Source organism: Erwinia rhapontici (assembly GCF_020683125.1).
Classification (GTDB): Bacteria; Pseudomonadota; Gammaproteobacteria; order Enterobacterales; family Enterobacteriaceae; genus Erwinia; species Erwinia rhapontici.
The window spans coordinates 2704180-2731172 of record NZ_CP085627.1 but is presented as its reverse complement, the minus strand read 5'-3'; the positions used below and the strand labels follow the sequence as shown (position 1 = coordinate 2731172).

Genomic DNA, 26993 nt, shown 5'->3' with positions numbered 1-26993 from the left:
AGTTGTTCACAGAAGGAAAGAAAGCAAATCAGGATTGTGACAAACAGAAAGAAAATAATGCCTTATCACAGGAATAAGGCATTAACAGAGATTAGCTGCGGGTGGCGGCCTTCAGTGAGCTGGCAAAGGCAGTCAGCTCTTTCAGCATCACGTCGGGGTGGGAGGCGTTCCGCTCAATGATTTTGACAATCGCCGAGCCTGAAATCGCCCCGGCGGCACCGGACGCGATCGCTTCTTTAACCTGTGAAGGTTCAGAAATGCCAAAGCCCTGCAAGGCAGGCGCAGCGTGGTATTCGCGCAGCTTATCGACCAGATGTTTCAACGGCAGATTGGCACGGGTTTCGGAGCCGGTGACGCCAGCACGTGACAGCAGGTAGGTATACCCCCGGCCGTGCGAGGCGATTTCACGCAGCAGATCGTCACTGGCGTTCGGTGGGCAGATAAAGATCGGGGCGACGTTATGACGCATGGCCGCCTGACGGAAGGGGGCGGACTCCTCCACCGGTACATCCGCAATCAGCACGGAATCAACGCCAGCCTGCTGGCAGCGGGCATAGAAATTATCGATGCCGTTTGAGAACACCAGGTTCGCGTACATCAGCAGGCCAATCGGCAGTTCCGGGTATTTCTGACGAATGGCGGCCAGCATCTCGAAGCATTGTGATGGCGTCACGCCGGCGGCGAAGGCGCGCAGATTGGCATTCTGAATGGTCGGGCCATCCGCCAGCGGATCGGAGAAGGGGATGCCGAGTTCAAGGGCGTCCGCGCCCCCAGCCACCAGCGCATCAATAATCTGCAATGACAGCTCAGGATTCGGGTCACCGAGGGTAACGAAAGGCACGAAAGCGCCTTCTTTACGCTCTGCCAGGCGTTTAAAACAGAGGTCGTAACGTTCCATCAGATTTCTCCCTTAGCGGTAAAGATGTCATGCACGGTGAAGATGTCTTTGTCACCACGGCCGGAAAGATTCACCACCAGCAGTTGCTCTTTCTCAGGGTTCTCACGCATCATTTTCAGGGCATGGGCCAGCGCGTGTGACGATTCCAGCGCAGGGATAATCCCTTCGCTGCGGCACAGTGTTTTAAAGGCATCCAGCGCTTCGTCATCCGTAATAGAAACGTAATCAGCGCGGCCAATGCTGTTGAGATAGGCGTGCTGAGGGCCGACGGACGGGAAGTCGAGACCGGCAGAGATAGAGTAAGACTCTTCAATCTGGCCGTCATGGGTTTGCATCATGGGGGCTTTCATCCCGAAATAGATGCCTACGCGGCCATGCTTCAGTGGCGCGCCGTGCTCGCCGCTTTCAATCCCGTGCCCCGCCGGTTCAACGCCAATCAGGCCAACACTGGTGTCATCAATAAAATCAGCAAACATACCGATGGCGTTAGAGCCGCCACCCACACAGGCAATCAACGCATCCGGCAGGCGGCCCTCTTTTTCCAGAATCTGCGCTTTGGTCTCTTCACCAATCATGCGCTGGAACTCACGCACGATGGTCGGGAACGGATGCGGGCCCGCTGCGGTACCCAGCATGTAGTGAGCGGTTTCATAGCTGCCCGACCAGTCGCGCAGCGCTTCGTTACAGGCATCTTTCAGCGTTGAGGAACCGCTGTGAACCGGGATCACTTCCGCACCCATCAGCTTCATACGGAATACGTTAGGAGACTGGCGTTCGATATCTTTCGCGCCCATATAGATGCGGCATTTCAGGCCAAGCAGTGCGCTGGCAAGGGCAGACGCCACGCCATGCTGACCGGCACCCGTCTCAGCGATAATCTCCTTTTTCCCCATGCGTTTCGCCAGCAGTGCCTGGCCCAGCACCTGGTTAGTTTTGTGCGCGCCGCCGTGCAGCAGGTCTTCACGCTTCAGATACAGGCGGGTTTTGGTGCCTGCCGTCAGGTTCTTGCACAGCGTAAGCGCGGTAGGGCGGCCAGCATAGTTTTTCAGCAGGTCGGTAAATTCCGCCTGGAACGCCGGGTCGCTCTGAGCGCTGATAAAGGCATCTTCCAGTTGGAGCAGTGCAGGCATCAGGATCTGCGGCACATACATGCCGCCAAACTCACCAAAATACGGATTTAATCGGGTCATGTTGTTTCTCTTTATCAGTAGGCTTTCAGTGTCTGAAACACGGAAGCAATTTTACCTGCATCTTTCACTCCAGGGGCACTTTCCACGCCGGAGTTGAAGTCGAGGCCCGCACAGCCAAGCTGTGCCGCCTGTACGCAATTTTCTGCACCCAGACCACCGGCCAGCAGCACATTGTCCAGCGACTGGTTGGCAAGCAGTGACCAGTCAAACGCCTGACCGCTGCCCCCGTTTCCGTGGTCGAAGACGTAGCGGTCAACGCCAGCCCAGTCACGGTCGGGCAGGCTGTCGCTGATGCTGAACGCTTTCCAGATTTTTACCGTATCCGGCAACTGGCTGCGTAACTGGCTGACGTAGTCGCGGTCTTCGTCGCCGTGCAACTGTACGGCGGAGAGATTCAGCTGCTGCGCACAGATGACAACGTCACTGATGACATTGTTACGGAACACGCCGACATACTTCAGTGCAGCGGCAGGGATAATCTGCTGAGCCTGTTCGATACTGAGCTGGCGAGGGGAACCCTCGGCGAAGATCAGGCCGCCATACAGTGCACCTGCCTCCAGCGCGTTGCGGGCATCTTCGGCACGCGTCAGGCCGCAGACTTTGTTATCGCCGATAATCACCCGACGCACGGCGGCAGCCAGGTCATCTTCTGACATCAGCGCCGAGCCAATCAGGAAGCCGTTAGCAAAGTGGCTCAGTTCGCGCACTTGCGCATAATTGTTGATGCCGGACTCGCTGATCACCGTGACGCCATGCGCCACTTTCGGTGCCAGGCGGCGGGTGCGGTCCAGATCGATGGAGAGATCGCGCAGGTCACGGTTATTAATGCCGACCACTTTGGCACCCAGCGCGGTGGCGCGTTCCAACTCTTCATCGCTGATCACTTCCGTCAGGACGCCCATGTTCAGGCTGTGCGCCACGGCAGCCAGCTGGCGATACTGATCGTCGTTGAGCACGGAGAGCATCAGCAGGATGGCATCGGCCTGGTAATGGCGCGCCAGGTAGATCTGATACGGGTCAATAATAAAGTCTTTGCACAGTACCGGCTGGGTGACAATACTGCTGACGATCGGCAGAAAATCGAAGCTTCCCTGGAAGTATTTCTCATCCGTCAGCACCGAAATGGCAGAGGCATAATGCTTATACACGCCGGCAATCACCGCCGGGTCAAAGTCTTCACGGATCACGCCCTTTGAGGGCGAAGCCTTCTTACATTCCAGAATAAAGACGGTGCGCGCACCTTTCAGCGCATCGTAAAAGCTGCGCGTGGAGGGTGTGATGTCGTTCTGAAAGGTGGCCAGCGGCTGCTGCTGCTGACGTTCTGCCAGCCAGATTGCTTTATCCTGAACGATTTTAGTGAGTACGGTTTCCTGCATGATTATCCTCTTGCTGCCAGTGCGACCACGTGCTCGTAGGCTTTGCCGCTGCGAATGGTTTTCAGCGCCTGTTGGGCATTGTGTCGTAAGTCTTCATGACCAAAAATTTTCAGCAACAGGGCGACGTTTGCCGCGACGGCTTCTTCGTGCGCCAGCTCGCCATTACCCTGGAGTAAACGGGTTAAAATGTCACGGTTTTCTTCCGGTGAACCCCCGGCCAGCGCCTCTTGCGGATGGTAGCTCAGGCCAAAATCTTCAGCCGTTAACTGATAGCTGGTGATCTCGCCGTCACGCAGTTCGGCCACATGAGTGGCGCTGTGCAGAGCCACTTCATCCATCCCCCCGCCATGCACGACTGCCGCACGCTGGTAACCCAGCACTTTCAACGTCTGAGCAATCGGCAGCACCAGCTCCGGGCTGTAAACACCGATCACTGCCAGCGGCGGACGTGCCGGGTTAATCAACGGGCCGAGCACGTTAAAGATGGTACGCGTCTTCAGTTCTTTACGCACCGGCATCGCATGGCGAAAACCGCTGTGATACTGAGGGGCAAACAGGAAACACACGTTTAAATCATCCAGTGCCTGGCGTGCCTGCACTGCGGGTAAATCCAGGCTGATACCGAAAGCGGCCAGCAAATCTGACGAACCCGATTTACTGGAAACACTGCGGTTACCGTGCTTCGCCACCTTCAATCCGCACGCGGCGGCAACAAATGCGCTGGCGGTGGAAATATTAATGCTGTTACTGCCGTCACCGCCGGTCCCGACAATATCCGCAAACGGATAGTCCGGGCGCGGGAAAGGTTTAGCGTCTTCTAACAAGGCGGTGGCTGCCCCGGCAATCTCCTGAGGACGTTCACCACGGATTTTCATGGCGATCAGCGCTCCCGCCAGCTGGGTTGGCTCCAACTGCCCGGTAATAATCGCCGAAAACAGCTGGTGGCTTTCTGCCTGCGTCAGGATCTCGGCCTGGTATAATTTTTCCAGAATAGTGTTCATTGCTGTCTCCTTGATCACGCCAGCGCCCAGGCAAGAGTTTGTTCCAGCAGGCGTGCGCCCTGGCTGGTAAGAATAGATTCCGGATGGAACTGGAAGCCACAGACACGGTTGGCGTCATCACGGACGGCCATCACCATGCCGTTATAGGTGGCGTTAACCGTTAATCCATCGGGAATATTGCTGCCGACCAGCGAGTGGTAGCGTGCTACCGGTAACGGGTTGTTCAGCCCGGCAAACATGCCCTGATCGTCATGATCAATCGCAGAGGCTTTGCCGTGCAGGATTTCGCCCGCCTGACCCACGTGACCGCCATAGGCTTCAACAATCGCCTGATGGCCGAGGCAGATACCGATAATCGGCAACTGGCCGCGTAAGGCCTGCAGCAGCGCTGGCATACAGCCCGCTTCTGATGGCGCGCCCGGACCGGGAGAAAGCATCAGTACCGGATTTTCCATCTGCTGCAAACGGGCAATCAGCTGGTCCGCCGGGACGTTGTTACGGTAAATCACCACGTTATGGCCAAAGGCACGTAACTGGTCGACGAGGTTGTAGGTAAATGAGTCGAAGTTATCGAGCAGCAGAATATCGGCCATCAGAACATCTCCTTGCTGTGGTGCGCTGTCGCGATGGCACGCAGAACCGCGCGCGCCTTATTACGGCTTTCATCCGCTTCCGCCTGCGGATTGGAATCCAGAACCACCCCGGCACCGGCCTGAACCGTTGCCACGCCGTCTTCGACGTACGCAGAGCGGATCACAATGCAGGTATCCAGATCGCCGCTGGCGGTGAAGTAACCGACGGCGCCACCGTAGCTGCCGCGACGGGTGCCTTCGGCTTTGGCAATCAGCTGCATAGCGCGGACTTTCGGTGCGCCGCTCAGCGTGCCCATGTTCATGCAGGCACGGTAAGCGTGCAGCACATCAATATCCGCACGCAGCTGGCCGACCACGCGGGAGACCAGATGCATGACAAAGGTGTAACGGTCAACTTTGGTCAGGTCTGCCACATAACGCGTTCCCGGCTCACAGATACGCGCCAGATCGTTACGGGCGAGGTCAACCAGCATCAGATGCTCGGCCATCTCTTTATGGTCAGTGCGCATTTCCAGCTCGATGCGGCTGTCGAGGTCGCGATCCAGTGAGCCATCCGCATGGCGGCCGCGTGGGCGGGTGCCGGCAATCGGGTAGATTTCAATCTGGTTGCTGGTGGCGTCATACTTGAGTGAGCTTTCCGGCGAAGCGCCAAACAGGCTGAACTCGCGATCCTGCATAAAGAACATATACGGGCTTGGGTTACTGTTCTTCAGCGTGTCATAGGCGGCCAGCGGGGACGGGCAGGGCAGTGAGAAGCGACGGGATGGCACCACCTGGAAGATTTCGCCGATGCGGATCGCATCCTGCATCTGGCGCACCACCTGGCAGTAATCCTCATCGCTCTGGCTGACGCTGAGCGTCATGCTTTCGACGGTCTTCACCGGCAGTGCGCTGGCAGGCTGCAGCATCTGACCGTGCAACTGCTCAATGCGGCTTTGCAGGCGCATAAATTCTGAAGGTGAATGGGTGAAAAGGCTGGCCTGCAGTCGCGCGCTTTGCGTCTGATGGTCAATCACCAGCAGCGTTTCTGCCAGATAGAAGCAGTAATCCGGGCAGCGCTGTTCATTCTTTAATTCCGGCAGTGACTCAAAACCTGCCACCAGATCATAAGCAAACAGGCCGCCGAGCAACACGGCTTCACGCTCTTCTGCCGGGGCATTAACCAGCTGTGGGATCAGGCGTAATGCATCAAAGACCGACAGCGCACGAAGATTGGCGTCCTCATCGAGGAAAGCGTGATTAATCGGGAACACCAGTTCGCGGCCATCCGGGCGCACGCTGTTCTCAACCGATTCGGGCAGCGCGGCATCCAGCAGCGGCAGGAGTGCGCGACCATTCTCAGACAGTGCCTGCACCTGTACCCGGTTATCGAGGGCGCTAATGCGCAGGGCGCTATCCACAATCAGCAGGCTTTTCAGGTTGCGCTTGCTGTCAACGTCCGCAGATTCCAGCAGCAGAGTCTCGGAACGGGCGGCACACAGCTGATGAAAAACAGCGGCCGGATCTTCGCGGTAAGGTGCGTTGCCGGTAATCAACTTCACTGTAGGTTTGGCATTTTGCATGTGATGTTCTCTGTTTTTTGCTCAAAAAAAAGCCCGCATCAGGCGGGCTTGAGTATCTGCACTACGTATTGACCATGCATGACAACCTCGCCCTTTCAGGGAGAAGTACGCCACCAACCAGTCATCAGAGAGAATGAATACGTCATGATACAGATACCTTGCTTGTGAACTTGCGTACTAGTTAACTGGTTCGCGGGAGAAAAGTCAATACTCTTTTTCCCTTAGGGCAAAATGTCGGTATCATGCTGCGATATTTTTCTGTCTTTCCCGGAGTCGTTTTGACCGCAGTTGCCGCCTCACTCAGCGCTTTCCCTATCTACGATCTTCACAGCCACACGCGGGCTTCCGACGGGTTACTGACCCCGGAGCAACTGGTTCTGCGTGCGGTGGAACAGCGCGTGGGCGTGCTGGCCATCACCGACCACGATACAACGGAGGGCATTAAACCCGCGCGTGAAGCGATTGCACGTCATGCGTTGCCGTTGCAGTTGATCAATGGCGTGGAGATCTCAACGCTGTGGGAGAACCATGAAATCCATATCGTTGGCCTGGGTATTGATATTGACCACCCACAGATGGTGGCCTTCCTGGCTGAACAGGGGCAGCGCCGTCTGGCGCGTGCAGAACTGATCGCTGAACGGCTGGAAAAAGCGCATATCCCCGGTGCATTAGCGGGTGCGCTGGCGCTGGCAGAAGGCGGTGCCGTGACGCGCGGGCATTTTGCCCGCTTTCTGATTAACGCCGGGAAAGCGGACACCATGCAACAGGTGTTCAAAAATTATCTGGCACGCGGCAAAACCGGTTATGCCCCGCCACAGTGGTGTACAATTAAACAAGCTATTGATGCTATTCATCATTCAGGTGGCCGTGCCGTGGTAGCCCATCCCGGCCGCTACGGTCTGTCGGCAAAATGGCTGAAACGTCTGCTGGCTCACTTCAGTGAGCAGGGCGGCGAGGCGATGGAAGTGGCTCAGTGTCAGCAGGCGCCCAATGAGCGTCAGCAGCTGGCACGCTATGCGCAGGACTACCAGTTAGCGGCCTCGCAGGGTTCTGACTTCCATCAGGCCTGTCCCTGGATTGAACTGGGAAAAAAATTGTGGCTGCCGGGCGGTGTCGAAGCGGTATGGCACCGTTTTCCTGAAATTGTCAATCAGGTTTGTGGCAGTGAAGCGCAAACAAGAGGTGTGTAATGAGTCAATTTTTCTATATTCATCCGGATAATCCCCAGCCGCGTCTGATCAAGCAGGCGGTTGAAATGCTCAACAAGGGCAGTGTGATTGTCTATCCGACGGATTCTGGCTATGCACTGGGCTGTAAGCTGGAAGATAAAAGTGCGATGGAGCGTATCTGTCGCATTCGTCAGCTGGATGGGAACCATAACTTTACCCTGATGTGTCGTGATCTCTCAGAGCTGTCGACCTATGCGCACGTAGACAACACCGCATTTCGCCTGATCAAGAACAACACGCCGGGGAACTACACGTTTATTCTGAAGGCAACCAAAGAGGTGCCACGCCGTCTGATGAGCGAGAAACGTAAGACGATCGGTCTGCGTGTCCCCTCAAACCCGATTGCGCTGGAACTGCTGGAAGCACTGAATGAGCCGATGATGTCGACGTCACTGATGCTGCCGGGAAATGACTTTACCGAGTCCGATCCGGAAGCGATCCAGGATGAAATTGGCAAGCTGGTGGACTTGATTATTCATGGCGGGTATCTCGGGCAGCAGCCAACCACCGTCATTGATTTAACGGAAAATACCCCGGAAGTGATCCGCGAGGGTGTGGGCGATATTCAACCCTTTCTCTAAGCGTTAAATAACAGGCCGCTGAGAATGGGCCTGTTATTTATTCTCATTCATTGTTATTACGATGTTGATTTGCCCAGCCACTCTTTAAAATCCTTATACGGGATATACAGTGAAACATCCTTAAGCGGAACTGGAGATTTACGCGGTCTTTTTATTTCGCTAGTAAAGCCAACAATGACGCCACCAATGGTGTCATCGCTATTATAAACCGCCCCCCCCGACATGCCTTTTACCACGCCAGCATTGGATGCCATCGCTACGCAAGGTCGTTTATTCCATTCATTGCGGATTCCCGTCAGAGCCAGATTGACGCCTGCTGATTCAACGGGCATGGCGGAAATAAAGCTGTAACCGTACATTTTCACTGACTCGCCAATGGCACCGTCGCGAAATTTCGGCAGCGTTTTGATGTCGTTCTTGTGGTAGATGATCGCCAGGTCGCAGTAAGGGTGATAGGCCTTCACTTTCTGTACGGAAAGCTTTGCCACATGCGCTGCAGTCAGGCTGTACTCCGGGGTGATAGGGATACTGGTGCCCAGCGCGCCGATGCCGAGAATGGTCGGAATGCCGGTAAAGTTCATATCTACGCGTTTCATAGCTTCGCTGCTGTAGTCATATTTGCCTACAGAGCAGCCGGTCAGCATTAGCAATGCCAACGCCGGCAGGGTGTTTTTAATTTTCATAATAATCACATTTTGTCGGACACGTCAGTAAAATCCCTGGTGAGGAGTAATGACGTGTAATGCCGATGCCGAGTGTGACTCAGCGTATTTTTTCAGGAGCATTCACTCCCGTTTACTGCTAACAACGAAAAGAAAAACGAAATTTTTATGTTCACGTTAAACGTGTATTTGTAATATTTATTTAACTATCTATTTATATGGCGCTCTTCTGCCTGAGTGAATTCTACACAAACTTATAAGTTGAGCAAATTAATATCTGAGCCTTAATCTTAATATGCCGGATAATCCAGAATTAACCCAACCTGCTGTGTAAATTAACTGAATATTTGGTATTTATTCTCCTGTATCCTCGGTTGATAGTGATTATGGCAGCATAATATAATGTAAAATAGTTTCAGTCTGGTATTTGAAACTAAAAAAACCAAAAAAACTGGAGTGGGGGGCTGGTATTCGCGCGTAGATACGGGATTTTCGTGCTGGCGCCAGGCCTGGTGCGGGCTGAAAGGTTCAACAAATAAGGGGAGTGTAAGGCAGTAACCTGCTGTTATTTCGGTTAATTCATTTTTTAACGAATGAATGAAAAATACGCTAAATGATAAGTATTTATACTTTCATTCAGGTGGGTAACTGTTAAGTCTTTTAAATGTAATGAAAATGGCGCGGTCACGCACTGCGTCCTTTGGGTTTGATGACCAATGGCACGGGGCGCAATCAAATCTTTGCCTGATTGACGGCGTTGAACGACGGCGACCCGCCGCAAACTGCGTCACTGCCAGCATTTTTTCCTGAGAAGAACAGATCAACGTGTTCAGCATCAAGGGCTGGAAATGCGGGCATAGGAAATTTTCCAGTGATTGAAATCCACTTTTACTTTTAACATATATGAATTATCATATTTGTCTTGTTTTCACTGGAACGTTTGATTATGCATCCTGTTCAACTTTTCAAATTGCTTGCCGACGAAACGCGGACAACCATTATTTTGCTGTTACGGGAAGCGGGAGAGTTGTGTGTGTGCGACCTTTGCGCAGTGACAAACCAGTCGCAGCCGAAAATTTCCAGGCATATTGCCCTGTTACGTGATGCAGGATTAGTGCTGGATCGCCGTGAGGGCAAATGGGTTCATTATCGTCTTTCACCTCATATGCCGGCATGGGCTGCCTTGATTATTGATACCGCATGGAGCAGTCAGCGTGAGGAAGTACGTGAATCACTCAAAAACGCTAACGCTAATGTGTGCAGCTGATCGCAAAAACGCATTCACAAAAACGTATGTATTTTTTCGAGGTGGGAGATTTCAATGTTACTCGCAGGCGCAATATTTATCCTGACCATCGTGTTGGTTATCTGGCAGCCTCGCGGGCTTAGCATTGGCTGGACAGCGTCAATAGGTGCAGTGCTTGCGTTGGTGACCGGAGTCATTCAGTTGAATGACATTCCGGCTGTCTGGCATATCGTCTGGAACGCAACGGCTGCATTTATCGCAGTAATCATCATCAGCCTGCTGTTGGACGAATCAGGATTTTTTGAATGGTGTGCGTTGCATGTTGCCAAATGGGGTAACGGGCGAGGGCGATTGCTTTTTACGTATATCGTGCTGTTAGGTGCTGCGGTGGCCGCGCTATTTGCTAATGATGGTGCAGCGCTCATTCTGACACCCATTGTTATCGCTATGCTGCTGGCATTAGGTTTTAGCAAAGGAACAACACTGGCTTTCGTTATGGCAGCCGGGTTTATCGCTGACACCGCCAGTGTGCCGCTGATAGTCTCCAATCTCGTTAATATCGTTTCTGCAGATTTTTTCCAACTGGGGTTTAGTGACTATGCGTCAGTCATGGTGCCGGTTGATCTCGCCGCTATCATTGCCACGCTGATTGTCCTTCATCTTTTCTTCCGTAAAGACATTCCCGCTACCTACGATCTTTCACTGTTGAAATCTCCTGCGAATGCCATCAAAGACCCGGCGACATTCAAAATGGGCTGGCTGGTGTTGGTTCTGCTGTTGGTTGGCTTCTTCCTGCTTGAGCCGCTCGGCATTCCCGTGAGTGCTATAGCTGCGTCTGGTGCGCTCATTCTGTTTGTTGTGGCTAAACGCGGCCATGCCATTAACACCGGGAAAGTGCTACGCGGTGCACCGTGGCAGATTGTTATTTTCTCACTGGGGATGTACTTGGTTGTCTACGGTCTGAAAAATGCGGGCCTCACCCAGTATCTCACCTCACTATTAAATACCTTCGCAAACGGGGGGCTGTGGAGTGCCACCTTTGGTACTGGGCTGGTCACGGCGATGCTTTCATCAGTGATGAACAATATGCCGACTGTTTTGATCGGCGCGCTCTCAATCGAGGCAAGTGCGGCGGAAGGTGTCATCAAAGAAGCCATGATTTACGCCAACATTATTGGCTGCGATCTGGGGCCGAAAATTACACCGATTGGAAGTCTGGCGACGTTACTTTGGCTGCATGTACTCGACCAGAAAAACATCAAGATTAGCTGGGGTTACTACTTCCGGGTTGGCGTGGTGATGACACTGCCCGTGCTGCTTGTCACCCTGAGTGCGCTAGCTTTGCGTCTGGCGCTGACCCAATGAGATGAGAATGAACATGACAGATATTACCCTCTACCATAATCCGGCCTGTGGAACATCACGTAACACGCTGGCGCTGATTCGTAATAGCGGTGTTGAACCAACAATTATTCTCTATCTGGAGACACCGCCCGATCGCGATAAGCTCGTACAGTTGATCACTGCAATGCAGATTAGCCCCCGTGCATTGCTTCGTCAGAACGTGGAACCTTACGAGCAACTGGGATTAGCCGAAGAGCGCTTCAGCGATGATGAATTGATTGCATCCATGCTGACATATCCGATCCTGATTAATCGCCCGATTGTTGTCACACCGATTGGCACGCGGTTATGCAGGCCGTCAGAAATCGTTCTTGAAATATTGCCAGACCCGCAGCAGGGCGAATTCAGCAAGGAAGGGGGTGAAAAACTGATCGACAAACAAGGAAAGCGGCTGGTGTAGTCCAACAATGCTCACTCTTTCAATGGGTCGCACGGGTTATGGGGACGAGGTGTAGGGCTTTTTTTGGGCCTGCGCGGTGTAAGAAGGTTACACCGCAGTAAAAAGGCTGTATAATGACACGCGATACACACTTTAAGTTATTGAAAACAAAAGAAATTCTGTTTTCACCATGACGCCTGGGAAGGCGACACAGAGGTAGCTCCATGAGCGAGAAATTACAAAAAGTTTTAGCACGCGCCGGGCACGGTTCCCGTCGTGAAATCGAAACCCTGATCTCTGCCGGACGCGTCAGCGTTGATGGCAAGCTGGCCACACTGGGTGACCGTGTTGAGCCAAGTGCCTCAATGAAGATCCGTGTTGACGGCCACATTGTTCCTGTCAGTGAATCCATTGCCGAAGTCTGCCGCGTACTGGCGTATTACAAGCCGGAAGGTGAGCTTTGTACCCGTAATGACCCGGAAGGCCGTCCGACAGTATTTGACCGTCTGCCGAAGCTGCGCGGTGCGCGTTGGGTGGCCGTTGGCCGCCTGGATGTGAACACCTGTGGTCTGCTGTTGTTCACTACCGATGGTGAACTGGCAAACCGCCTGATGCACCCGAGCCGTGAAGTTGAGCGCGAATATGCCGTCCGCGTATTTGGTGCCGTCGATGACGAGAAGATCAAACAGTTAAGCCGTGGCGTGCAGTTAGAAGACGGCCCGGCAGCCTTTAAAACTCTGAAGTTTACGGGCGGGGAAGGGATCAACCAGTGGTACAACGTCACGCTGACCGAAGGGCGCAACCGTGAAGTACGTCGTCTGTGGGAAGCGGTCGGCGTGCAGGTGAGCCGTCTGATCCGTATCCGCTATGGCGATATCGACCTGCCGAAAGGTCTGCCGCGTGGCGGCTGGACAGAGCTGGAACTCCAGCCGACCAACTACCTGCGTGAGCTGGTCGGTCTGGCGCCGGAAACGGTCACCAAAGTCGCCGTGGAAAAAGATCGCCGCCGTACTAAAGCGAACCAGATCCGCCGTGCGGTCAAGCGTCATACCACCACGACCACGAAAACCAGCAAGCCGGGCAGCAATCGCCGCTCGTCTAAGCGTCAGCAAGGCTAACGTTGCGTGATGCAGTTGTGTGATGTCAAAAGGGACCTTCGGGTCCCTTTTGCGTTATAGCGCTTACCAGTCAATGCCCTGTTGTGCCTGGATCCCGGCATCGAAGGCATGCTTAACCGGGCGCATTTCACTGACGGTATCCGCCTGCTCCAGAATGTCCCGATGACAGCCGCGGCCAGTGATAATCACACTCTGATGAACAGGGCGTTGTTGCAATGCCTCAAGCACCTCTTCCAGCGGCAGATAGTCAAAACTCACCATATAGGTCAGCTCATCCAGCACCACCAGGTCCAGCGTGGGATCCTGCAACATGCGTTTGCCATGCTGCCACACGCTCAGGCAGGCGGCGGTGTCCGTTTCACGGTTTTGCGTGTCCCAGGTAAATCCGGTGGACATCACCTGAAACTCTACGCCATGAGGCTCCAGCAGGTTACGCTCACCGTTGGGCCATTCGCCTTTGATAAACTGGATGACGCCGACACGCTTCTGATGCCCGACGGCACGCGTGGCGGTGCCAAACGCCGCCGTGGTTTTTCCTTTACCGTTACCAGTAAATACCATCAGAATACCGCGAACATCGGTCGCCGCCGCAATGCGCGCGTCCACCTGCTCTTTCAGTCGCTGCTGGCGCTGTTGATGACGATCTTCTGCGGCCATTATTCTGCTGCTCCTGGTTTACGTCCAGGCTGCGCATCAAAGCTGATCCCGGTTTTACGTTTACTGTCATCACCCATCAGCCAGAGATAAAGCGGCATAATGTCGGCAGGGGTTTTCAGCTTATTGGCATCTTCCTGTGGGAAGGCACTGGCGCGCATTTTGGTGCGGGTGCCTCCGGGATTTATGCAGTTCACCCGTAGCTGGCGTGCATCGTACTCTTCGGCAAGCACCTGCATCATGCCTTCGGTGGCAAACTTCGACACCGAATAGGCACCCCAGCTTGCACGCCCCTGGCGGCCAACGCTGGAAGAGGTGAACACCAGCGAAGCAGCATCGGACTTCAGCAGCAGCGGCAGCAGGGCCTGGGTCAGGAAAAACGTGCCGTCGATATTGACGCGCATTACCTGCTGCCAGGTCGCCGGGTCCTGCTGATCCATCGGTACGACGTCACCTAACAACCCGGCGTTATGCAGCACGCCGTCCAGGCGCGGCACCTCTGCTGCTACCGACTGTGCCAGCTGATGGCAGCTTTCCGGCGTCGCAGTTTCCAGATCGAGAGTAAACCACAACGCCGGGGCTTTGCTGTGCTGATTCACTTCATTACAGACCCGTTGCAGTTTTTCGGCATTGCGGCCCAGTAGCACCACCTGCGCGCCGTAGCGGGCATAGGAGAGGGCGGCCTCGCGCCCGATGCCATCGCTGGCGCCGGTCACAAGAATAATTCGGTGATTAAGCAGATCGCTTTTCGGTTGATAATGCACGTAAAGATCCTCTGGCGATGGGGATGATATCCGCGGGCTAATGGTCCTGGCTGACGTAAGCCTTTGCACGGATTGAATAAAGTGATTTATGCCTGAAAACGGTGATGAGTTCAATCGCGCTGCCCGGATTTACGGTGAAGTCACGTCAGTAGGCGACTCCTGAGCGCGACTCCGCTACAATAAGTCAATCTCTAACATAATGTAAATCAAGGCGGTTTGAGTGGACTTACTCTCTTATTATGGACTTTTTCTGGCAAAAACCGTCACCGTTGTGGTGGCGATTGTGGCCATCGCCGTGGTGATCGCTAATCTTGCCATGCGGAAACGCGCCCAGAGCGGCCAGCTAAAACTGACCCACCTGGATGAACGCTACACGGAAATGCAGGATACGATGCGGCTGGCGAAGATGAAGCCGTTACAGCAAAAACTGTGGCACAAAGAGCAGAAGAAAAAAGAGAAGCTGGAGGCAAAAACCGCCAAACAGCAGGCGAAGCTGGGGCGTCCACCGGCAGCGACGAAACCCACGCTGTATGTGATCGATTTCAAAGGCAGCATGGATGCCGGTGAAGTCTCCTCGCTGCGTGAGGAGGTGTCGGCGGTCATGGCGGTGGCGACGGCCGGGGATGAAGTCCTGCTGCGTCTGGAAAGCCCTGGCGGCGTGGTGCATGGTTACGGCCTGGCAGCCTCTCAGCTTCAGCGCCTGCGTGAGAAGAAAATCCCGCTGACGGTGGCCGTTGATAAAGTGGCGGCGAGCGGCGGTTATATGATGGCCTGTGTGGCGGATCGTATCGTTGCCGCTCCGTTCTCGATCATCGGATCCATTGGCGTGGTGGCGCAAATCCCTAACTTTAACCGTCTGCTGAAGCGCAATGAGATTGACGTTGAGCTGCACACGGCCGGGGAATACAAACGTACGCTGACGCTGTTTGGTGAGAATACCGAGCAGGGACGCGAGAAATTCCGTGAGGACCTGAATGAAACGCACCTGCTGTTTAAGCAGTTTGTACACCAGATGCGTCCTTCGCTGGATATTGACAGTGTCGCGACCGGGGAGCACTGGTACGGGACGCAGGCGCTGGATAAAGGCCTGGTTGATGCCATCAGCACCAGTGATGATCTGATTATCGCTCAGATGGAGAAACACCAGGTGATTGGGGTGCGTTATGCGCGCCGCAAAGGGGTGATGAGCCGCTTTACCGATAGCGCGACGGGTAGTGTTGAACGTCTGCTGCTGCGTCTCTGGCAACGTGGTGATAAACCGCTGCTGTAATCCTCATCACGCCCGCGTCTGCGGGCGTGATACTTTTAACGGGCGTTCGCGTCCTGCGGCGTCAGTAGACACTGTTGTTCCAGTTCATCCCGCAGCAACACAATCGCGTTCAGCGTATTCACCAGCCGCTCATGATCCGTACCCGCCAGTAATGCAGGCAGATGACGCAGCAGACGTGCCAGCCGTTCAAAGCCGCATCCATCCAGCGCCTGCGCCAGCGTTTCCGCTTCACGACAGGCACGCTGTTCCTGGTGGAACAACCCGTTGTGTAGCCACTGGATCAGCATCTGCTGGCACTGCTGTAGCAGGGCCAGAGGCAGCGGTAATGCCGGAGGGGATGCGCTGACAGGCAGCGCCTGAGATGGCGGGTTCCCGGCATTCAGCACCCAGGCACGCTGGCGCGTCATGATCACCAGCGGTTCCAGCACCAGAACACCGTCCACCACCGATACCCGACCGGAGACCTTGCAGGGCGGATCATCCTGCTGTTGCAGCAGGGCCGTCAGACAGTCAATGGCGCGTGGGGCCGAAGGCGATGCACTCAGTGATAACCTCAGAACATTTTCTTCACCTGCACCGCTGATAACATCAGCTTCCAGCGTTTGTCGCCCGGCATCCCAGCGGATATCCATACATTCACCCAGCGGCAGGATAAACAGGCTATCACTGTGGCTAAGTGGTCGGGTGAAAGCGGGCGGGCGTTGTTGCAGATGGTGCCGCAGGGCTTCGACACCCGGCTGGCAAAGGGGAAACTCGGGCATCTCCCATGCCGAGGGCGTCAGGGGCGCGACGCTAGTCAGACGATCGCGCGCCGCCAGGTGTAATTCCCCGCGCGCATCGCGCTGTGCCGCCTGCGAGATGATTTGCCCACCTGCCAGGATTGAAGCCTGGAAACCCGCAATACGGCGCTGCCAGCCAGGTGCATTTTGCTGTTCAGCCAGCGGCCACTGGCGGGACAGATGCAGAACGCTGCCCGTATCCGGATCGGTAAACCAGATGCGTACCGCGTAATGCTGGTCGTCCTGCCAGCATTCCATGCCCAGCGACACCAGCCGCAGATGGTCGAGTCTGACCCGATCCTGAATCCCGAGGCCGACAATGTTGCGCCAGGGTTGTGCGGGCGTTTTGCCCTCCGAGGCCACGCGTACCATCTCGCGGGCAGCCAGCACACGAGCCGTTAACCCGGCGAACTGGCTGAGAAACAGCCCGGCGCGATAATGGGATGCGCGCTGATGAAAGTGGTCGATGCCCTCTGCAATCTGCTGGAGTGACAGTGTCACCCAGCGCCAGTTTGCCTGCTGAGCGCTGCGTTGTGCCTGAGTCAGTAGCTGAGCAAAGGTGACAGAAGGCTGGCTGAGCCCACGGCTCCATAGCTGGTGGCTCAGGTGACAAAGCTCTGCCAGATTGCCTTCACTCTCCGCCAGGTCAGTCACATCATCCTGCCGTTCGCCCTGTAATTGCCAGACGAGGTGTTCAAAACCCGGATGCTGTGCTTCGGCCGCGGCAAAGGCCTGCACCGCGAGAATGATATGTTCGCACAGCGTGCCTTCAACGCAGTCGCAACGGGCAAACTGCATGCTGCTGCGTGAAAAAAAACGCACATCGCTCATCGGCAGTTTCGCTGCGGGCACCTTTCCGGGTTCGCACTGGAGTTCTATCACCAGCCCTTTATCAGCCAGTTGCTGTGCGCGTTTTAGCGTTGCTGCAGGCAGTGAGCGTAGTTCCGCCAGCCACTCGCCGGGCTGCCAGCGGACAGAGGCGGCGGGGACTGGCGCTTCAGTGGCACACCGTTGTTGATAGCCGAGCACCAGCATAACCCGATGGCGGCACATGTTGCTGGCCCCACAGCTACACTGTGCTTCTTTCAATGCCTGACCCTGGCTCAACCGGGTCTGGATGCCATCGCTAAACTGCGCTGTCAGCACGCCGTCCTTATCGCTGAACGAGGGCAGATTTCCGGCGGCGATCTCTTTCTGGCTGCGTTTAACGAAACCCGCATTGCTGAGGGCGATTAACGCCTGCGGGGTCAGTTCGAGCAGCTCGCTGCGTAGCATCTCACTCATGATTGCAGGTTCTCCGCCAGCCAGGCCGCCAGTTCACCCGGCGTCATGGCTGCAATCTGTGCCCCGGCATTGACCAGCCGTTGGGCCATATCACGGTCATAGCTGGGGGCGGCTTTACTGTCGAGTGCGGCCAGTCCCAGCACTTTGCTGCCGCTCTGCACACACTGCCTGACCTGGTTGACCAACAGTGAGGGGGATCCGCCTTCGAAGAAATCGCTGACCAGTACAATCGCGCTTTTTTGCGGCTGTTCGATTAGCTGCCGCGCATACTGCATGGCTTTACCAATATCGGTGCCGCCACCCAACTGAACTTTCATCAGCAGGTCAACCGGGTCCTGCACGTCAGCCGTCAGATCCACTACGCTGGTGTCGAATGCCACCAGATGGGTACGGATCCCTGGTAGCTGCCAGAGACAGGCGGCCATTACGGCGGAGTGGATCACCGAATCCACCATCGATCCGCTCTGATCGACCAGCAAAATGAGCTGCCATTTCTCGCTGTGGCGTTTTACCCGGCTGATAAAGACCGGGGATTCAATAAACAGCCGTCCGCGCTGTGGGTCCCAGCGGTGCAGGTTATCACGCAGTGTGCCTTTAAAATCGAAGTTACGGGCAATGGCCACCGGCGATCGGCGTCGGCGGTCGCGGGTGCCGGAAAACGCCTGCCGGACCTCAGTCGCCAGCCGCGCCATAATCTGTTCCACCACCTGACGCACCAGACGTCGGGCGGCCTGTAACACCTGTGGATTCATCAGGTGTTTGGTGTGCAACACCGCGCGCAGCAGGCCCTCAGAGGGGGCGATGCGTTCCAGTACCTCAATGTTGGTGACCACATCATCGATGCCGAAGCGCAATACGGCGTCACTTTCCAGCCGTTCAATCACCTCTGCAGGGAACAGTTGATGGATGGCGTTGATCCATTGCGGAGTGGTGAGCTGCGATCCCTCTCTGCCGCCGTGGCGCTCACCGCGTTGCAGGCGCTGCGGATCGCGACCGTACAGCCACTCCAGGGCGTTATCCACCGCGCGGGCATGTTCATCAAGCCCGCCAAGACTGCTTTCCGCAGCCTCACCGAGCATCAGCCGCCAGCGTTGTAGTTCAGTGCTGGTTAACATATCGGAGAGTTCAGGCATCCGGGGTCCTCACAGTATGCCCCAGGCGCGGAGCGCATCGACGGTGCGCTGCTCCTGTTGCTGGTGACGAAGAAAATCGGCAGGAGCACAGGCATCCGGCAGCGGCGTTTGTAACAGATGTTCTGGCAAGTGGGAGAGCTGGTAATGCGCCAGCACCTGACGTGCAAGCGCTGCCCGTTCGCGCGGTGGCAGCCACGCCAGTGCGGCACGCAGATCGGGCAGGGCGGCGATAAACTGATCGTCCGCCAGCTGCATCAGTTGCTGATTAAACCCGGCGACAAAGGCCGGATGGGATGCCAGCTGGTGGCGTGCCAGCGCGATGAGTCCATGCAGCGCCTCGCCCAGCCGTGCCGCAGGCAGTGCAGCCAGCAGCGCCAGTGCCGCCTCTGCATCGGCGCTGGGGTGCTCCAGACGGATCAACGCACCCAGCGCCGCGCCGCGACTGAGCGCACTCGCCTCCGCTGCACGGCAACGGCGTTCCAGCACGGCAAGCGCACGCGGCAACAGCACCAGAGCGCGATCGGGCTGCGGGTGACTCTGCTCATCGCGCAAAATATGGCACAGTGCCTGCCAGCTGTGCAGATGGGCATTGATCTGCGTGGCATCAATCAGCCCGGTCGACTCCGCCAGCCACAATGTGCGGTCTATCGCTGCCCGTAGAGTGGTGTGCAGGATGGCGGCGTCGCGCATTCCGTTGAAGGTGTCGTGGCGCCACAGCGCGTAGAGGATCTCCATCGCGGGGCCCATCTGCTCAAACTGACTCTCCAGCGCGATCTGCTGCTCCAGCCGGGAGAGCAGTTGCAGGCTGAATGTGGACAGCCCGGCGAGGGCGGCGCGTTGCAGCCAGGCGGCCAGTGACGCAATGTCATCGGCCCCGGCCATCGCGGATTCCAGACGGTTGCGCGCGGCCTCGATCAGCGTGGCGCCATAGCGTGCGGCTTCGATCAGGGCGGCATGTTGCTGCAATGGCCGGGTCAGCGTCCACTGCTCTTCACCGTCACCGGAAAGCGCCAGCGTGTGGCCCTGCTGGCAGAGAATGCCGGGGATATCCAGCACCGCAAGGCGATGCAGCACCTGACTTTGCCCTAATCCTTCCGCATCAAAGCGGTTAAGGGTCAGGGTGGACGGGAGCGTAATGCTGGCGTGCGCAAGCTCGCGTATCACATCCTGGGGTAAGGGGGGTTGTGGTGTGTCGGCGGCCAGTTCGCCAAAGCGATGTCCTGCCAGCACGTCTACCAGGGTGATCAGAATCGGATCCGTGCCCGCCTGTAACTGACCGCGATAGCTCCACGGTAATGGTGTATGCAGGGCTTCTTTGATCAGACTGCCCGCCAGCGCATCCAGCCAGTCGTTGCGCAGCGGTAGCCGGTGCCCGCGCAGTGCCGCCAGCCCCCGCGCCATGGAGACGACATTGGTCATATCCGCGGTTGAGGCGGGCAGATGCTGGCGGCGCAGATGGGTCAGAACGGTTTCCAGCAGACGCTGCCCGGCCTGTTGCAGCCCGTATTGCCAACACCAGTGCTGCCACACCGGCGCGGGCATCCCGGAGAGATAGCCTGCCAGCACATCCAGCCGCTTTTCACTGTAGGGGGTCAGATAGCTGCCGGTGACGGCACCGGTAAGGGGTGGGTCAGGCAGCCCGGGTTCCCTGGTATCTGAAACGCTGCGCCACAGACGGGCAAGGACTGGAGCATGCCAGCCTCCGCAGACCACCAGCACCGGGCCGTTATCCTGTGCCATCGCCCAGGCGATCCAGCGAGCCATATAAGCTTCGCGCTGCCGATCCTGCGGGCTGCCAGGGCAACCGTCACGCAGTTGCTGAAACCAGCGATCCAGCGTGCGGGGGAGTTCGTTATGCTGATCGTCATCTTCGAACAGATGGTCCCATAACGCATCGCTGCTCTCCATCCCGCAGGCCGCCATCATCGCCTGCTGGCGCTGATGATAGTGCTGGCTGTCGCTGTCGCTGTCGCTGTCGCTGTCGCTGTCGCTGTCGTCTTCGTCATCGTCGGTTGTCTGCGCCCAGATCGGCACATCGATAAAACGCGTTTCGGCCTTCAGCCGTTGTGCGGCCAGCAGTGCCTGCCATTCAGGTGACCATTCGGCAAACGGTGTCCAGGCACCGATACCGGGCGTATCGTGATCCTGAAACTGGCAGTAACCGTAAATGGCGATCGGCAACTGATGCGCCAGCCGCAGTTCATCGAGTCGAGGGTTAAAATCCGCCGGGCCTTCAATCAATACCCAGGCCGGGCGTAGCTGTTCGATGCTGTGCTTAACCCACCTGGCGCAGGCCGGGCTGTGGTGGCGGATGCCGAGGATGAGCGGTTCACCGGCCGGGGGCATCGTGACTGGAGGACGATCTGTTGCCGGGAGGGTCATGGCAGCCGGTGACGCGCCTGGTAATACGCCTGCCAGTGCGCTTCTTTACGGTTACCGACGCGCTGCTCAAAGTAGCGTTGCAGGCGTGCGCGATCGTCTTCATTATCTTTGACGATGGTGCCACCAATGCAGTCAACCAGGTCAGCCGGTTCACCGGCGCGCTGTTGCAGGAACCAGGCGCGTACGCCCACCGCATGTGCCACATTGACCGCTTCAGCCGTCGACATAATGGCGTTCAGGCTGTCCATCGCGCTTTTTTTCTCTCCACCGCTGCGCAGATCGCGGAAGGTTTGCACCAGCAGTTCCAGCACGTCATCCGGCACTTTATGCGGGATGCCGCTGTGCGTCAGCAGACGTGCAGACGCAGAAGAGACCAGCGCCAGCTCCTGCTCGAAATTCATAATCGGGAACACGGTTTCGAAGTCAAAGCGGCGTTTCAGCGCGGCACTCATCTCGTTAACGCCACGATCGCGGGTGTTGGCGGTGGCGATAATATTGAAGCCTTCACGGGCATACAGCTGGCTGTCATCACCGCTCAGTTCCGGCACGGTCATCACGCGGTCAGACAGCATCCCAAGCAGGCAGTCCTGCACTTCGAGCGGTGCGCGGGTGATCTCTTCGAAACGTACGATTTTACCCTCACACATGCCCTGATAAAGCGGGGCCGGGACCAGGGCATCAGTTGATGGCCCCTGGTTAATCAGTAAGGCATAGTTCCAGGCGTATTTAATCTGATCTTCTGTCACCGATGCGCCGCCCTGAATGGTCAGCCCGGCATCACCGCTGATGGCGGTTGCCAGCAGCTCTGACAGCAGCGATTTTGCGGTGCCGGGTTCACCGACCAGCATCAGACCGCGCCCGGTGGCCAGCGTCACCAGCATGCGCTCAACGCTGGCGATCGACGTGACGACTTTTGCACTGATATCCCGGGCATCATCGCCCAGGATAAATGCCCGTGCTGCCGGCAGACTGAGTTGCCAGCCGGGGGGCAGGGGGCCACTGTCATCCTGTTTCAGCCGCGCCAGTTCCGCAGCGTAAAGTACCGCGGCCGGGGGCCGCTGCAATACATCAGACATGGTCTTTCCTTAACAAACGGGTTCAGGCATTAATCAAACAGCGCATCAATATCACTCAGCATTTCGCTGGCGGTAATCGGATGCAGTTGTGAGAACGGATGCTTTTGCGGGTGCTGCTGGCCCCAGCCATACTGGTGGGCATCGCCGTGCCACAGCCAGATGCTTGCCAGCGACTGCTCCTTGTTAAATTCATCCGGTGCCATGCCAACGCCCAGGCCTTCACCCATTTCCAGCACCAGCGTCAGGTTCCCCAGGGGTTTTAACATCCAGCAGATCCATCCCGCATCCTGTGGCACGCCACGCAGCCAGCCTTTGCTGGTCAGTCCGGCCAGACGTCCACTTGGGCAGAGCCTGCCCTGCCAGCGTTGTAAATCGGTGGCTTCACGCTCTTCAGCGGTCAGCAGATAGCGGTTACGATCCAACTGGCGGAAGGGCGGTAGCAGCTCATAATCCGCAAACAGCTGACCAAAGGCGGCGGCATCTTCGGGCGGCATTTCCAGAATATGCGGAATACCGATTTCAACAGCGTTATGCGGCAGTGTGAACAGGTCATCGTCTGCGGTGCTGTAACTGTTGTCTTCCGCGACGCGGAAGCAGCTCAGCAACTGGTTATCGGCATCATAGGCACCCCACACCAGGCGGCGGGTCAGGTGACCGACCAGCGGATGACCCACCAGGAACTGGATGAACTGGGCTTCTGTCCAGCGGCGGCGCAGGCACATTGCGCTTTCCAGACGGGCGATCTGCTGGCTGGCGATGGTGCGCGCATCTTTTTTCAGTAATTTGAAGCGATTCACCGCCTCTGTCGCCAGCGCAGCATCGTCACTCTTGTTCGGTTTTGGCAGGTCTTTCAGGCGGCTGCTGCTGCTGTCACGTACGAAAGGTTTGAGCGACTCATCAAAACTGACGCTGTACTGGCGCGGACCGAAATCAAGCAGCAATGAGCCATTGTCATCCAGCCCCAGGTCTGGTGCCAGACGGTCTTCCAGCTCTGCGACACTCAGTTCGCGTTTTTCGGCAATCTGGCTGATTTTTTCACGCGCCCGCTCCTGCAGCGCTTTGAACTTCAGCTTCTGTGCAATGCCGTTGAGCTGCATCAGCGCGATATCCGAGCCAATATCCGCCAGAATATCCAGGCCCGCAACGGCACGTTTATGCTGAGATTCCCCCGGCCAGCTGCGGATTAGCGGGGTTAACTGACGGGCGATATCATCGTTGCCGAACAGCCCGAGCGTGCTGAACGCCCAGCCCTCTTTTGACGGTGCAGAGGCGGCCATCCACGCGGTGTACAGATCCCAGGCAAACGCGGCCAGTGAGTCCGGCGTACAAGCTTCTTTGACCTGGACCAGCCCCGGATACAGGCCATTTTCCGTCGGGAACCGTAGCATAGTGCCGAGGTGCATCAGGGCATCCTCCGGCAGGGCTTTACCGTTATGAAGCAGAGGACGCGTCCACAGCACGGGTTGCCAGAAGTCCGGCAATGCAGGGCGCTTTGCCGGGAAATCGTCCAGTGGGTCAAGCTGCACCAGGGCATTGACCGCCGCCAGCACCTCGGGTTGCGCATAGCGTCCAGCCACCGCTTCCAGCAGTTCCTGATAGCCGTTATCCAGCAGCAGACGCAGCGCCAGACGCGCGTGATCCTGCGCTTCTCCGGCTTTGCCGAAAGCCACCGGCAGCAGGCCAGCTACCGCATGTTCCGGGTACTTCAGCAGCCAGTTACGCGCCTCTGCACGCAGGGTTTTCAGTTTGGAAAACGCCCGTGAAACCAGCGGTGCGAGGTCGGTGCTACCCACGCAGAGTGCGACGGGCAGCGCTTCCTGCGGCTGGCGGCCAACACTGTTGATAAAGCCGGGCAGTCCGTCCAGGCCGAAATGTGCCATGACCAGCGCAATACCGGTGTGATGCTCCGTACTGAGCGCATTCCACAGGTTGAGGCCTTTTTCACGCGGCAACCCGGGTAAAATAGTGAGGTTCCAGTCACTGGCGTAATGCGAGTGGTTGGTCGCCCAGTCGGCAATAAGCTGACTGTAATTATCCTCGTCATAGGCCTGCACCGCTGTGTCTGGCAATGACTGGTTCCATGAATTGAAGCCAAAACGCGCGAGGATCTCTTCTGTCTTCAGACCCTCCACCTTGATCTTACGATGATTCGACCACATCGACAGCTGGTCTTCTGGCACGCCGTCGAACTGCGGCGCGACAGGCTGCACCGATAACGTCAACTGCGGAATGGTGCCGACTTGTTTTTTGACGGTCCACGGCGGAGACACGAGGATCGCCGGTAACATCTCCGCGCTGGCGCAGTCGGTTTTAACGTTCAGCTGCGCAAGACTGCTCTCCACCAAAGCGCGTTCCTCCGCGGAGAGCCAGGGGGCACACTCAGCAGCCAGCTGCGGCTGAGTGTGCAGCAGGGCATGAAGCTGACTACGCCACAGCGCATCCTCTTTACCGTTTAGCAGGCGAACCAGGGCCGCGAACGCGGCGTGAGGGAAGCGTTTACTGGCTTTTGCTGCGCGCTCATAGCTGCGTTTTCCCTTACCGGCAGCGTCAATTAACATCATGAGTGCCTGCGGATGGTTGACGTGCATCAGCACTTCGCCACAGCGATCGCCGTGAGCATAGGGCGCCAGACGCGGTAGCGCGCACACACCCTGCTCCAGCAGCACAGTGCTGGTCAGTATTTCGCCGTAATACCAGCTATCAAACAGTTCTAACGCCTGGTAATACTCCAGCACGTGCAAGGTCGCTGCATCCGTCGCGGTCATTTTCAGCCACTCCAGTGCCGTCAGATCCTGGTCGCGTCCTGCACGCAGGGTGATTTCATCGGCCAGTTCGGGGCGCTCCGGCAGCAGCAATGACACCAGCGGCTGACGCCAGAGTGGGATCAGCGGCAGGGCGGCGACCAGGCGGTCTGCGCAGCGTTGCCACAGGTCTGGCTGTGCCGCAGAGAGGTGCCAGCGCAGACGCATTTCATAATCAACGATATTCTGCTGGTAACCCGCAGGTGGGTTATCCGCCGGATAAAACGAGATGTTGCGCGAGCGGTAATCCCGGTCGAGACCAATCTGCAGGCTGGCGATGATCATCTCGACGGCATACTCCAGGCCATAGCTGGCCACGATGGCATCGATCAGCAGCGAAGTGTCGCGCCCCGCATAGGTCTGATTGATTTTCATCAGGGCCGCAGCGGCCATCGGGGAGTCCTGCGGCAGCGGTTTCGCCTCGGCGAGACAGGCCTGCGCGATGGCGAACGCCTGCTGCCAGCGGCTATCGCAGCGACTGCCGTCCAGGACCATGCCGCCGTTCTTTTTGGTTTCCTGGCTCAAGACCTTCAGACGACGTAACTGTTCTGCGGGTTCTTCGACTTTACCGATGGTCGGGAGTGGCCTGTCACGGTGGCTGAGTGCCAGTACCGACAGCTTCTGCGGCAGCGTAATGGCATCATCTTCTGTCAGCCACAGCGGTGCCGCAGGGTTGACGACGGCGCTGAGGGGAGCGGCTACGGGGGAAGCGGTGAGAGGCTCGTCAGCCGTTGGCGCGGCGGACGGTGTTTTTTTCGGACTGGCTGGCGCCACGGCTGCGGGTGGCACGGCCTGGACTGAGGCTGCACTGCCAGCAGAAGCGATGCTCTGTTGTTTATCTTCACCTGCTGCCAGATAGCCTTTGCGGCTCTTCTCTTTAATGAGCTTCTCGCACGCTTTTCTGGCCTGTTCATCATCATCAAAGCTTTTTATCTGGCTTTGCCCCTGAGTTCCCACACGTCCCCAACTGAGATGGAGTTCCTGTTGTTTTTGTACAATGGTCCAGAATTTGTGGGATTTTTCATCCTGATAAATCAAGGTGGTCATGTGGTTTCCATTTGTGTTGAACAGGACATCGATAGCGCAGCGATATCCGTAAAAGAGAAGCGATTCTCTGCCTCCGGTCACTTTTTTTTTGCAGCAGCGGCGGTAGACCGGTGGGTCAATGTAATCAACGCCAGAAAGGGGTTCAAGCGGAAAAATCTCGCTTTTATCAATCGGTTGATTATCCAAATATCATATCCGCAGGCAAATCGTTTTTTTCTTCCTTTATAAGGCAGTCGTCTCAGTGAACAAATGCTGTGCTTCGTGGTGCCCGGGCGTTGCGGCGAATAGCACAAATTTATCTCTTTTTGCTGCCTTTCCTGGCGTAAATGGGGGGTTGATGCTAATTAAGTTGCGTAACAGATTTTATCAGGTAGAGTGTGGGCGTTTCGGGTTCCGGGCGTAAAACAGACTTTACGCTCTGTTAGAGATTCGCTTAACAGGTGGTAAAAAGTACCGTTAATCAACTGGTTGCAACGTGCGTTATTATGTTGGAATGGATAAAAAGTTAACCGGGTTGAATCTGTTATCCCGATAACCCTATCGTTAGTGCGCGATGTGACGAGT

19 protein-coding genes, 1 pseudogene and 1 other annotated feature are annotated in these 26993 nt (G+C 56.5%); of the genes and pseudogenes, 7 read left to right on the top strand and 13 right to left on the bottom strand.

The genetic code is table 11. From position 1 onward, the window contains the following. Positions 1-91: 91 nt before the first annotated feature. The 5 genes and pseudogenes from trpA to LJN55_RS12740 all read right to left on the bottom strand — a co-directional run bounded on the left by trpA (position 92) and on the right by LJN55_RS12740 (position 6620). Positions 92-898: a tryptophan synthase subunit alpha gene (gene trpA / locus LJN55_RS12760; protein ID WP_159336553.1), complete on the bottom strand. Its 807-nt coding sequence runs from the start codon at positions 896-898 to the stop codon at positions 92-94. Further along, positions 898-2088: a tryptophan synthase subunit beta gene (gene trpB, locus LJN55_RS12755; RefSeq protein ID WP_133841891.1), complete on the bottom strand. Its 1191-nt coding sequence runs from the start codon at positions 2086-2088 to the stop codon at positions 898-900. Before trpB ends, trpA begins: the two co-directional genes overlap by 1 nt. Before the next feature lie 14 nt (positions 2089-2102). Beyond that, positions 2103-3464: a bifunctional indole-3-glycerol-phosphate synthase TrpC/phosphoribosylanthranilate isomerase TrpF gene (trpCF, locus tag LJN55_RS12750; RefSeq protein WP_227534587.1), complete on the bottom strand. Its 1362-nt coding sequence runs from the start codon at positions 3462-3464 to the stop codon at positions 2103-2105. Between the two features lie 2 nt (positions 3465-3466). Then, positions 3467-5058: pseudogene (gene trpD, locus LJN55_RS12745) on the bottom strand (bifunctional anthranilate synthase glutamate amidotransferase component TrpG/anthranilate phosphoribosyltransferase TrpD). Further along, the gene (locus LJN55_RS12740; RefSeq protein WP_133841895.1) at positions 5058-6620 is read right to left on the bottom strand and encodes an anthranilate synthase component 1; all 1563 of its coding nucleotides are present in this window, start codon (positions 6618-6620) and stop codon (positions 5058-5060) included. The pseudogene trpD and the gene LJN55_RS12740 overlap by 1 nt, the downstream one beginning before the upstream one ends. Before the next feature lie 23 nt (positions 6621-6643). After that, positions 6644-6742, bottom strand: a sequence feature (Trp leader region). Positions 6743-6898: 156 nt separating this feature from the next. On the opposite strand from LJN55_RS12740, the gene rnm reads away from it, so the two are divergent. Together rnm and LJN55_RS12730 are read left to right on the top strand one after the other, a co-directional pair. Next, entirely contained in the window at positions 6899-7810 is a 912-nt protein-coding gene (gene rnm, locus LJN55_RS12735) for an RNase RNM (RefSeq protein ID WP_159336555.1), read from the top strand. After that, positions 7810-8430: an L-threonylcarbamoyladenylate synthase gene (locus LJN55_RS12730; RefSeq protein WP_133841897.1), complete on the top strand. Its 621-nt coding sequence runs from the start codon at positions 7810-7812 to the stop codon at positions 8428-8430. The genes rnm and LJN55_RS12730 overlap by 1 nt, the downstream gene beginning before the upstream one ends. 56 nt (positions 8431-8486) lie before the next feature. Here LJN55_RS12730 and LJN55_RS12725 read toward each other — a convergent pair whose 3' ends face one another. Continuing rightward, positions 8487-9113, bottom strand: a complete 627-nt coding sequence (locus LJN55_RS12725) for a serine protease family protein (RefSeq protein WP_159336556.1) — start codon at positions 9111-9113, stop codon at positions 8487-8489. A 922-nt stretch (positions 9114-10035) separates the two neighbouring features. Between LJN55_RS12725 and LJN55_RS12720 the strand changes: the two genes are divergently transcribed. The 4 genes from LJN55_RS12720 (at position 10036) to rluB (ending at position 13239) form a co-directional block, all read left to right on the top strand. After that, a complete protein-coding gene (locus LJN55_RS12720; protein WP_320443528.1) occupies positions 10036-10359 on the top strand; it encodes a metalloregulator ArsR/SmtB family transcription factor in 324 nt (107 codons plus the stop codon). A 54-nt stretch (positions 10360-10413) separates the two neighbouring features. Continuing rightward, complete coding sequence (locus tag LJN55_RS12715) at positions 10414-11703, top strand: arsenic transporter (RefSeq protein ID WP_227534585.1); 1290 nt, start codon at positions 10414-10416, stop codon at positions 11701-11703. A gap of 13 nt (positions 11704-11716) precedes the next feature. Beyond that, positions 11717-12142 carry a glutaredoxin-dependent arsenate reductase gene (gene arsC, locus LJN55_RS12710; protein ID WP_133842147.1) on the top strand — a complete coding sequence of 142 codons (426 nt, stop codon included), beginning with the start codon at positions 11717-11719 and terminating at the stop codon, positions 12140-12142. A gap of 203 nt (positions 12143-12345) precedes the next feature. Further along, positions 12346-13239 (top strand): 23S rRNA pseudouridine(2605) synthase RluB, encoded by an 894-nt coding sequence (rluB, locus tag LJN55_RS12705; RefSeq protein ID WP_227534584.1) that lies wholly within the window; start codon positions 12346-12348, stop codon positions 13237-13239. A gap of 63 nt (positions 13240-13302) precedes the next feature. On the opposite strand, the gene cobO is transcribed toward rluB, so the two are convergent. Beyond that, a complete protein-coding gene (gene cobO, locus LJN55_RS12700; protein WP_200642473.1) occupies positions 13303-13896 on the bottom strand; it encodes a cob(I)yrinic acid a,c-diamide adenosyltransferase in 594 nt (197 codons plus the stop codon). After that, positions 13896-14657, bottom strand: a complete 762-nt coding sequence (locus tag LJN55_RS12695) for a YciK family oxidoreductase (RefSeq protein ID WP_227534583.1) — start codon at positions 14655-14657, stop codon at positions 13896-13898. Before LJN55_RS12695 ends, cobO begins: the two co-directional genes overlap by 1 nt. Before the next feature lie 220 nt (positions 14658-14877). Between LJN55_RS12695 and sohB the strand changes: the two genes are divergently transcribed. Next, positions 14878-15927: a protease SohB gene (gene sohB, locus LJN55_RS12690; RefSeq protein ID WP_133841904.1), complete on the top strand. Its 1050-nt coding sequence runs from the start codon at positions 14878-14880 to the stop codon at positions 15925-15927. A gap of 35 nt (positions 15928-15962) precedes the next feature. Here the strand turns inward: sohB and LJN55_RS12685 are convergent, their stop codons facing one another. The 5 genes from LJN55_RS12685 to LJN55_RS12665 are packed head-to-tail and all read right to left on the bottom strand — an operon-like array spanning position 15963 to position 26429. After that, positions 15963-17990, bottom strand: coding sequence for an SWIM zinc finger family protein (locus LJN55_RS12685; RefSeq protein ID WP_407647751.1), 2028 nt, complete (start codon positions 17988-17990; stop codon positions 15963-15965). Beyond that, the gene (locus tag LJN55_RS12680) at positions 17987-19123 is read right to left on the bottom strand and encodes a vWA domain-containing protein (protein ID WP_227534582.1); all 1137 of its coding nucleotides are present in this window, start codon (positions 19121-19123) and stop codon (positions 17987-17989) included. Before LJN55_RS12680 ends, LJN55_RS12685 begins: the two co-directional genes overlap by 4 nt. Before the next feature lie 9 nt (positions 19124-19132). Further along, positions 19133-21469, bottom strand: coding sequence for a DUF5682 family protein (locus tag LJN55_RS12675; RefSeq protein WP_227536391.1), 2337 nt, complete (start codon positions 21467-21469; stop codon positions 19133-19135). A gap of 32 nt (positions 21470-21501) precedes the next feature. Further along, complete coding sequence (locus tag LJN55_RS12670; protein ID WP_227534581.1) at positions 21502-22581, bottom strand: ATP-binding protein; 1080 nt, start codon at positions 22579-22581, stop codon at positions 21502-21504. A 29-nt stretch (positions 22582-22610) separates the two neighbouring features. Then, positions 22611-26429 carry a DUF4132 domain-containing protein gene (locus LJN55_RS12665; protein WP_227534580.1) on the bottom strand — a complete coding sequence of 1273 codons (3819 nt, stop codon included), beginning with the start codon at positions 26427-26429 and terminating at the stop codon, positions 22611-22613. Positions 26430-26993 lie beyond the last annotated feature (564 nt).

Coding starts and splice junctions, on each gene's coding strand:
- trpB (WP_133841891.1), bottom strand. CDS start 2,088: ATGACCCGATTAAATCCGTATTTTGGTGAGTTTGGCGGCATGTATGTG.
- LJN55_RS12740 (WP_133841895.1), bottom strand. CDS start 6,620: ATGCAAAATGCCAAACCTACAGTGAAGTTGATTACCGGCAACGCACCT.
- cobO (WP_200642473.1), bottom strand. CDS start 13,896: ATGGCCGCAGAAGATCGTCATCAACAGCGCCAGCAGCGACTGAAAGAG.
- trpA (WP_159336553.1), bottom strand. CDS start 898: ATGGAACGTTACGACCTCTGTTTTAAACGCCTGGCAGAGCGTAAAGAA.
- rluB (WP_227534584.1), top strand. CDS start 12,346: ATGAGCGAGAAATTACAAAAAGTTTTAGCACGCGCCGGGCACGGTTCC.
- LJN55_RS12670 (WP_227534581.1), bottom strand. CDS start 22,581: ATGTCTGATGTATTGCAGCGGCCCCCGGCCGCGGTACTTTACGCTGCG.
- LJN55_RS12725 (WP_159336556.1), bottom strand. CDS start 9,113: ATGAAAATTAAAAACACCCTGCCGGCGTTGGCATTGCTAATGCTGACC.
- LJN55_RS12680 (WP_227534582.1), bottom strand. CDS start 19,123: ATGCCTGAACTCTCCGATATGTTAACCAGCACTGAACTACAACGCTGG.
- LJN55_RS12715 (WP_227534585.1), top strand. CDS start 10,414: ATGTTACTCGCAGGCGCAATATTTATCCTGACCATCGTGTTGGTTATC.
- LJN55_RS12685 (WP_407647751.1), bottom strand. CDS start 17,990: ATGAGTGAGATGCTACGCAGCGAGCTGCTCGAACTGACCCCGCAGGCG.
- LJN55_RS12730 (WP_133841897.1), top strand. CDS start 7,810: ATGAGTCAATTTTTCTATATTCATCCGGATAATCCCCAGCCGCGTCTG.
- LJN55_RS12675 (WP_227536391.1), bottom strand. CDS start 21,469: ATGCCCCCGGCCGGTGAACCGCTCATCCTCGGCATCCGCCACCACAGC.
- LJN55_RS12665 (WP_227534580.1), bottom strand. CDS start 26,429: ATGACCACCTTGATTTATCAGGATGAAAAATCCCACAAATTCTGGACC.
- arsC (WP_133842147.1), top strand. CDS start 11,717: ATGACAGATATTACCCTCTACCATAATCCGGCCTGTGGAACATCACGT.
- trpCF (WP_227534587.1), bottom strand. CDS start 3,464: ATGCAGGAAACCGTACTCACTAAAATCGTTCAGGATAAAGCAATCTGG.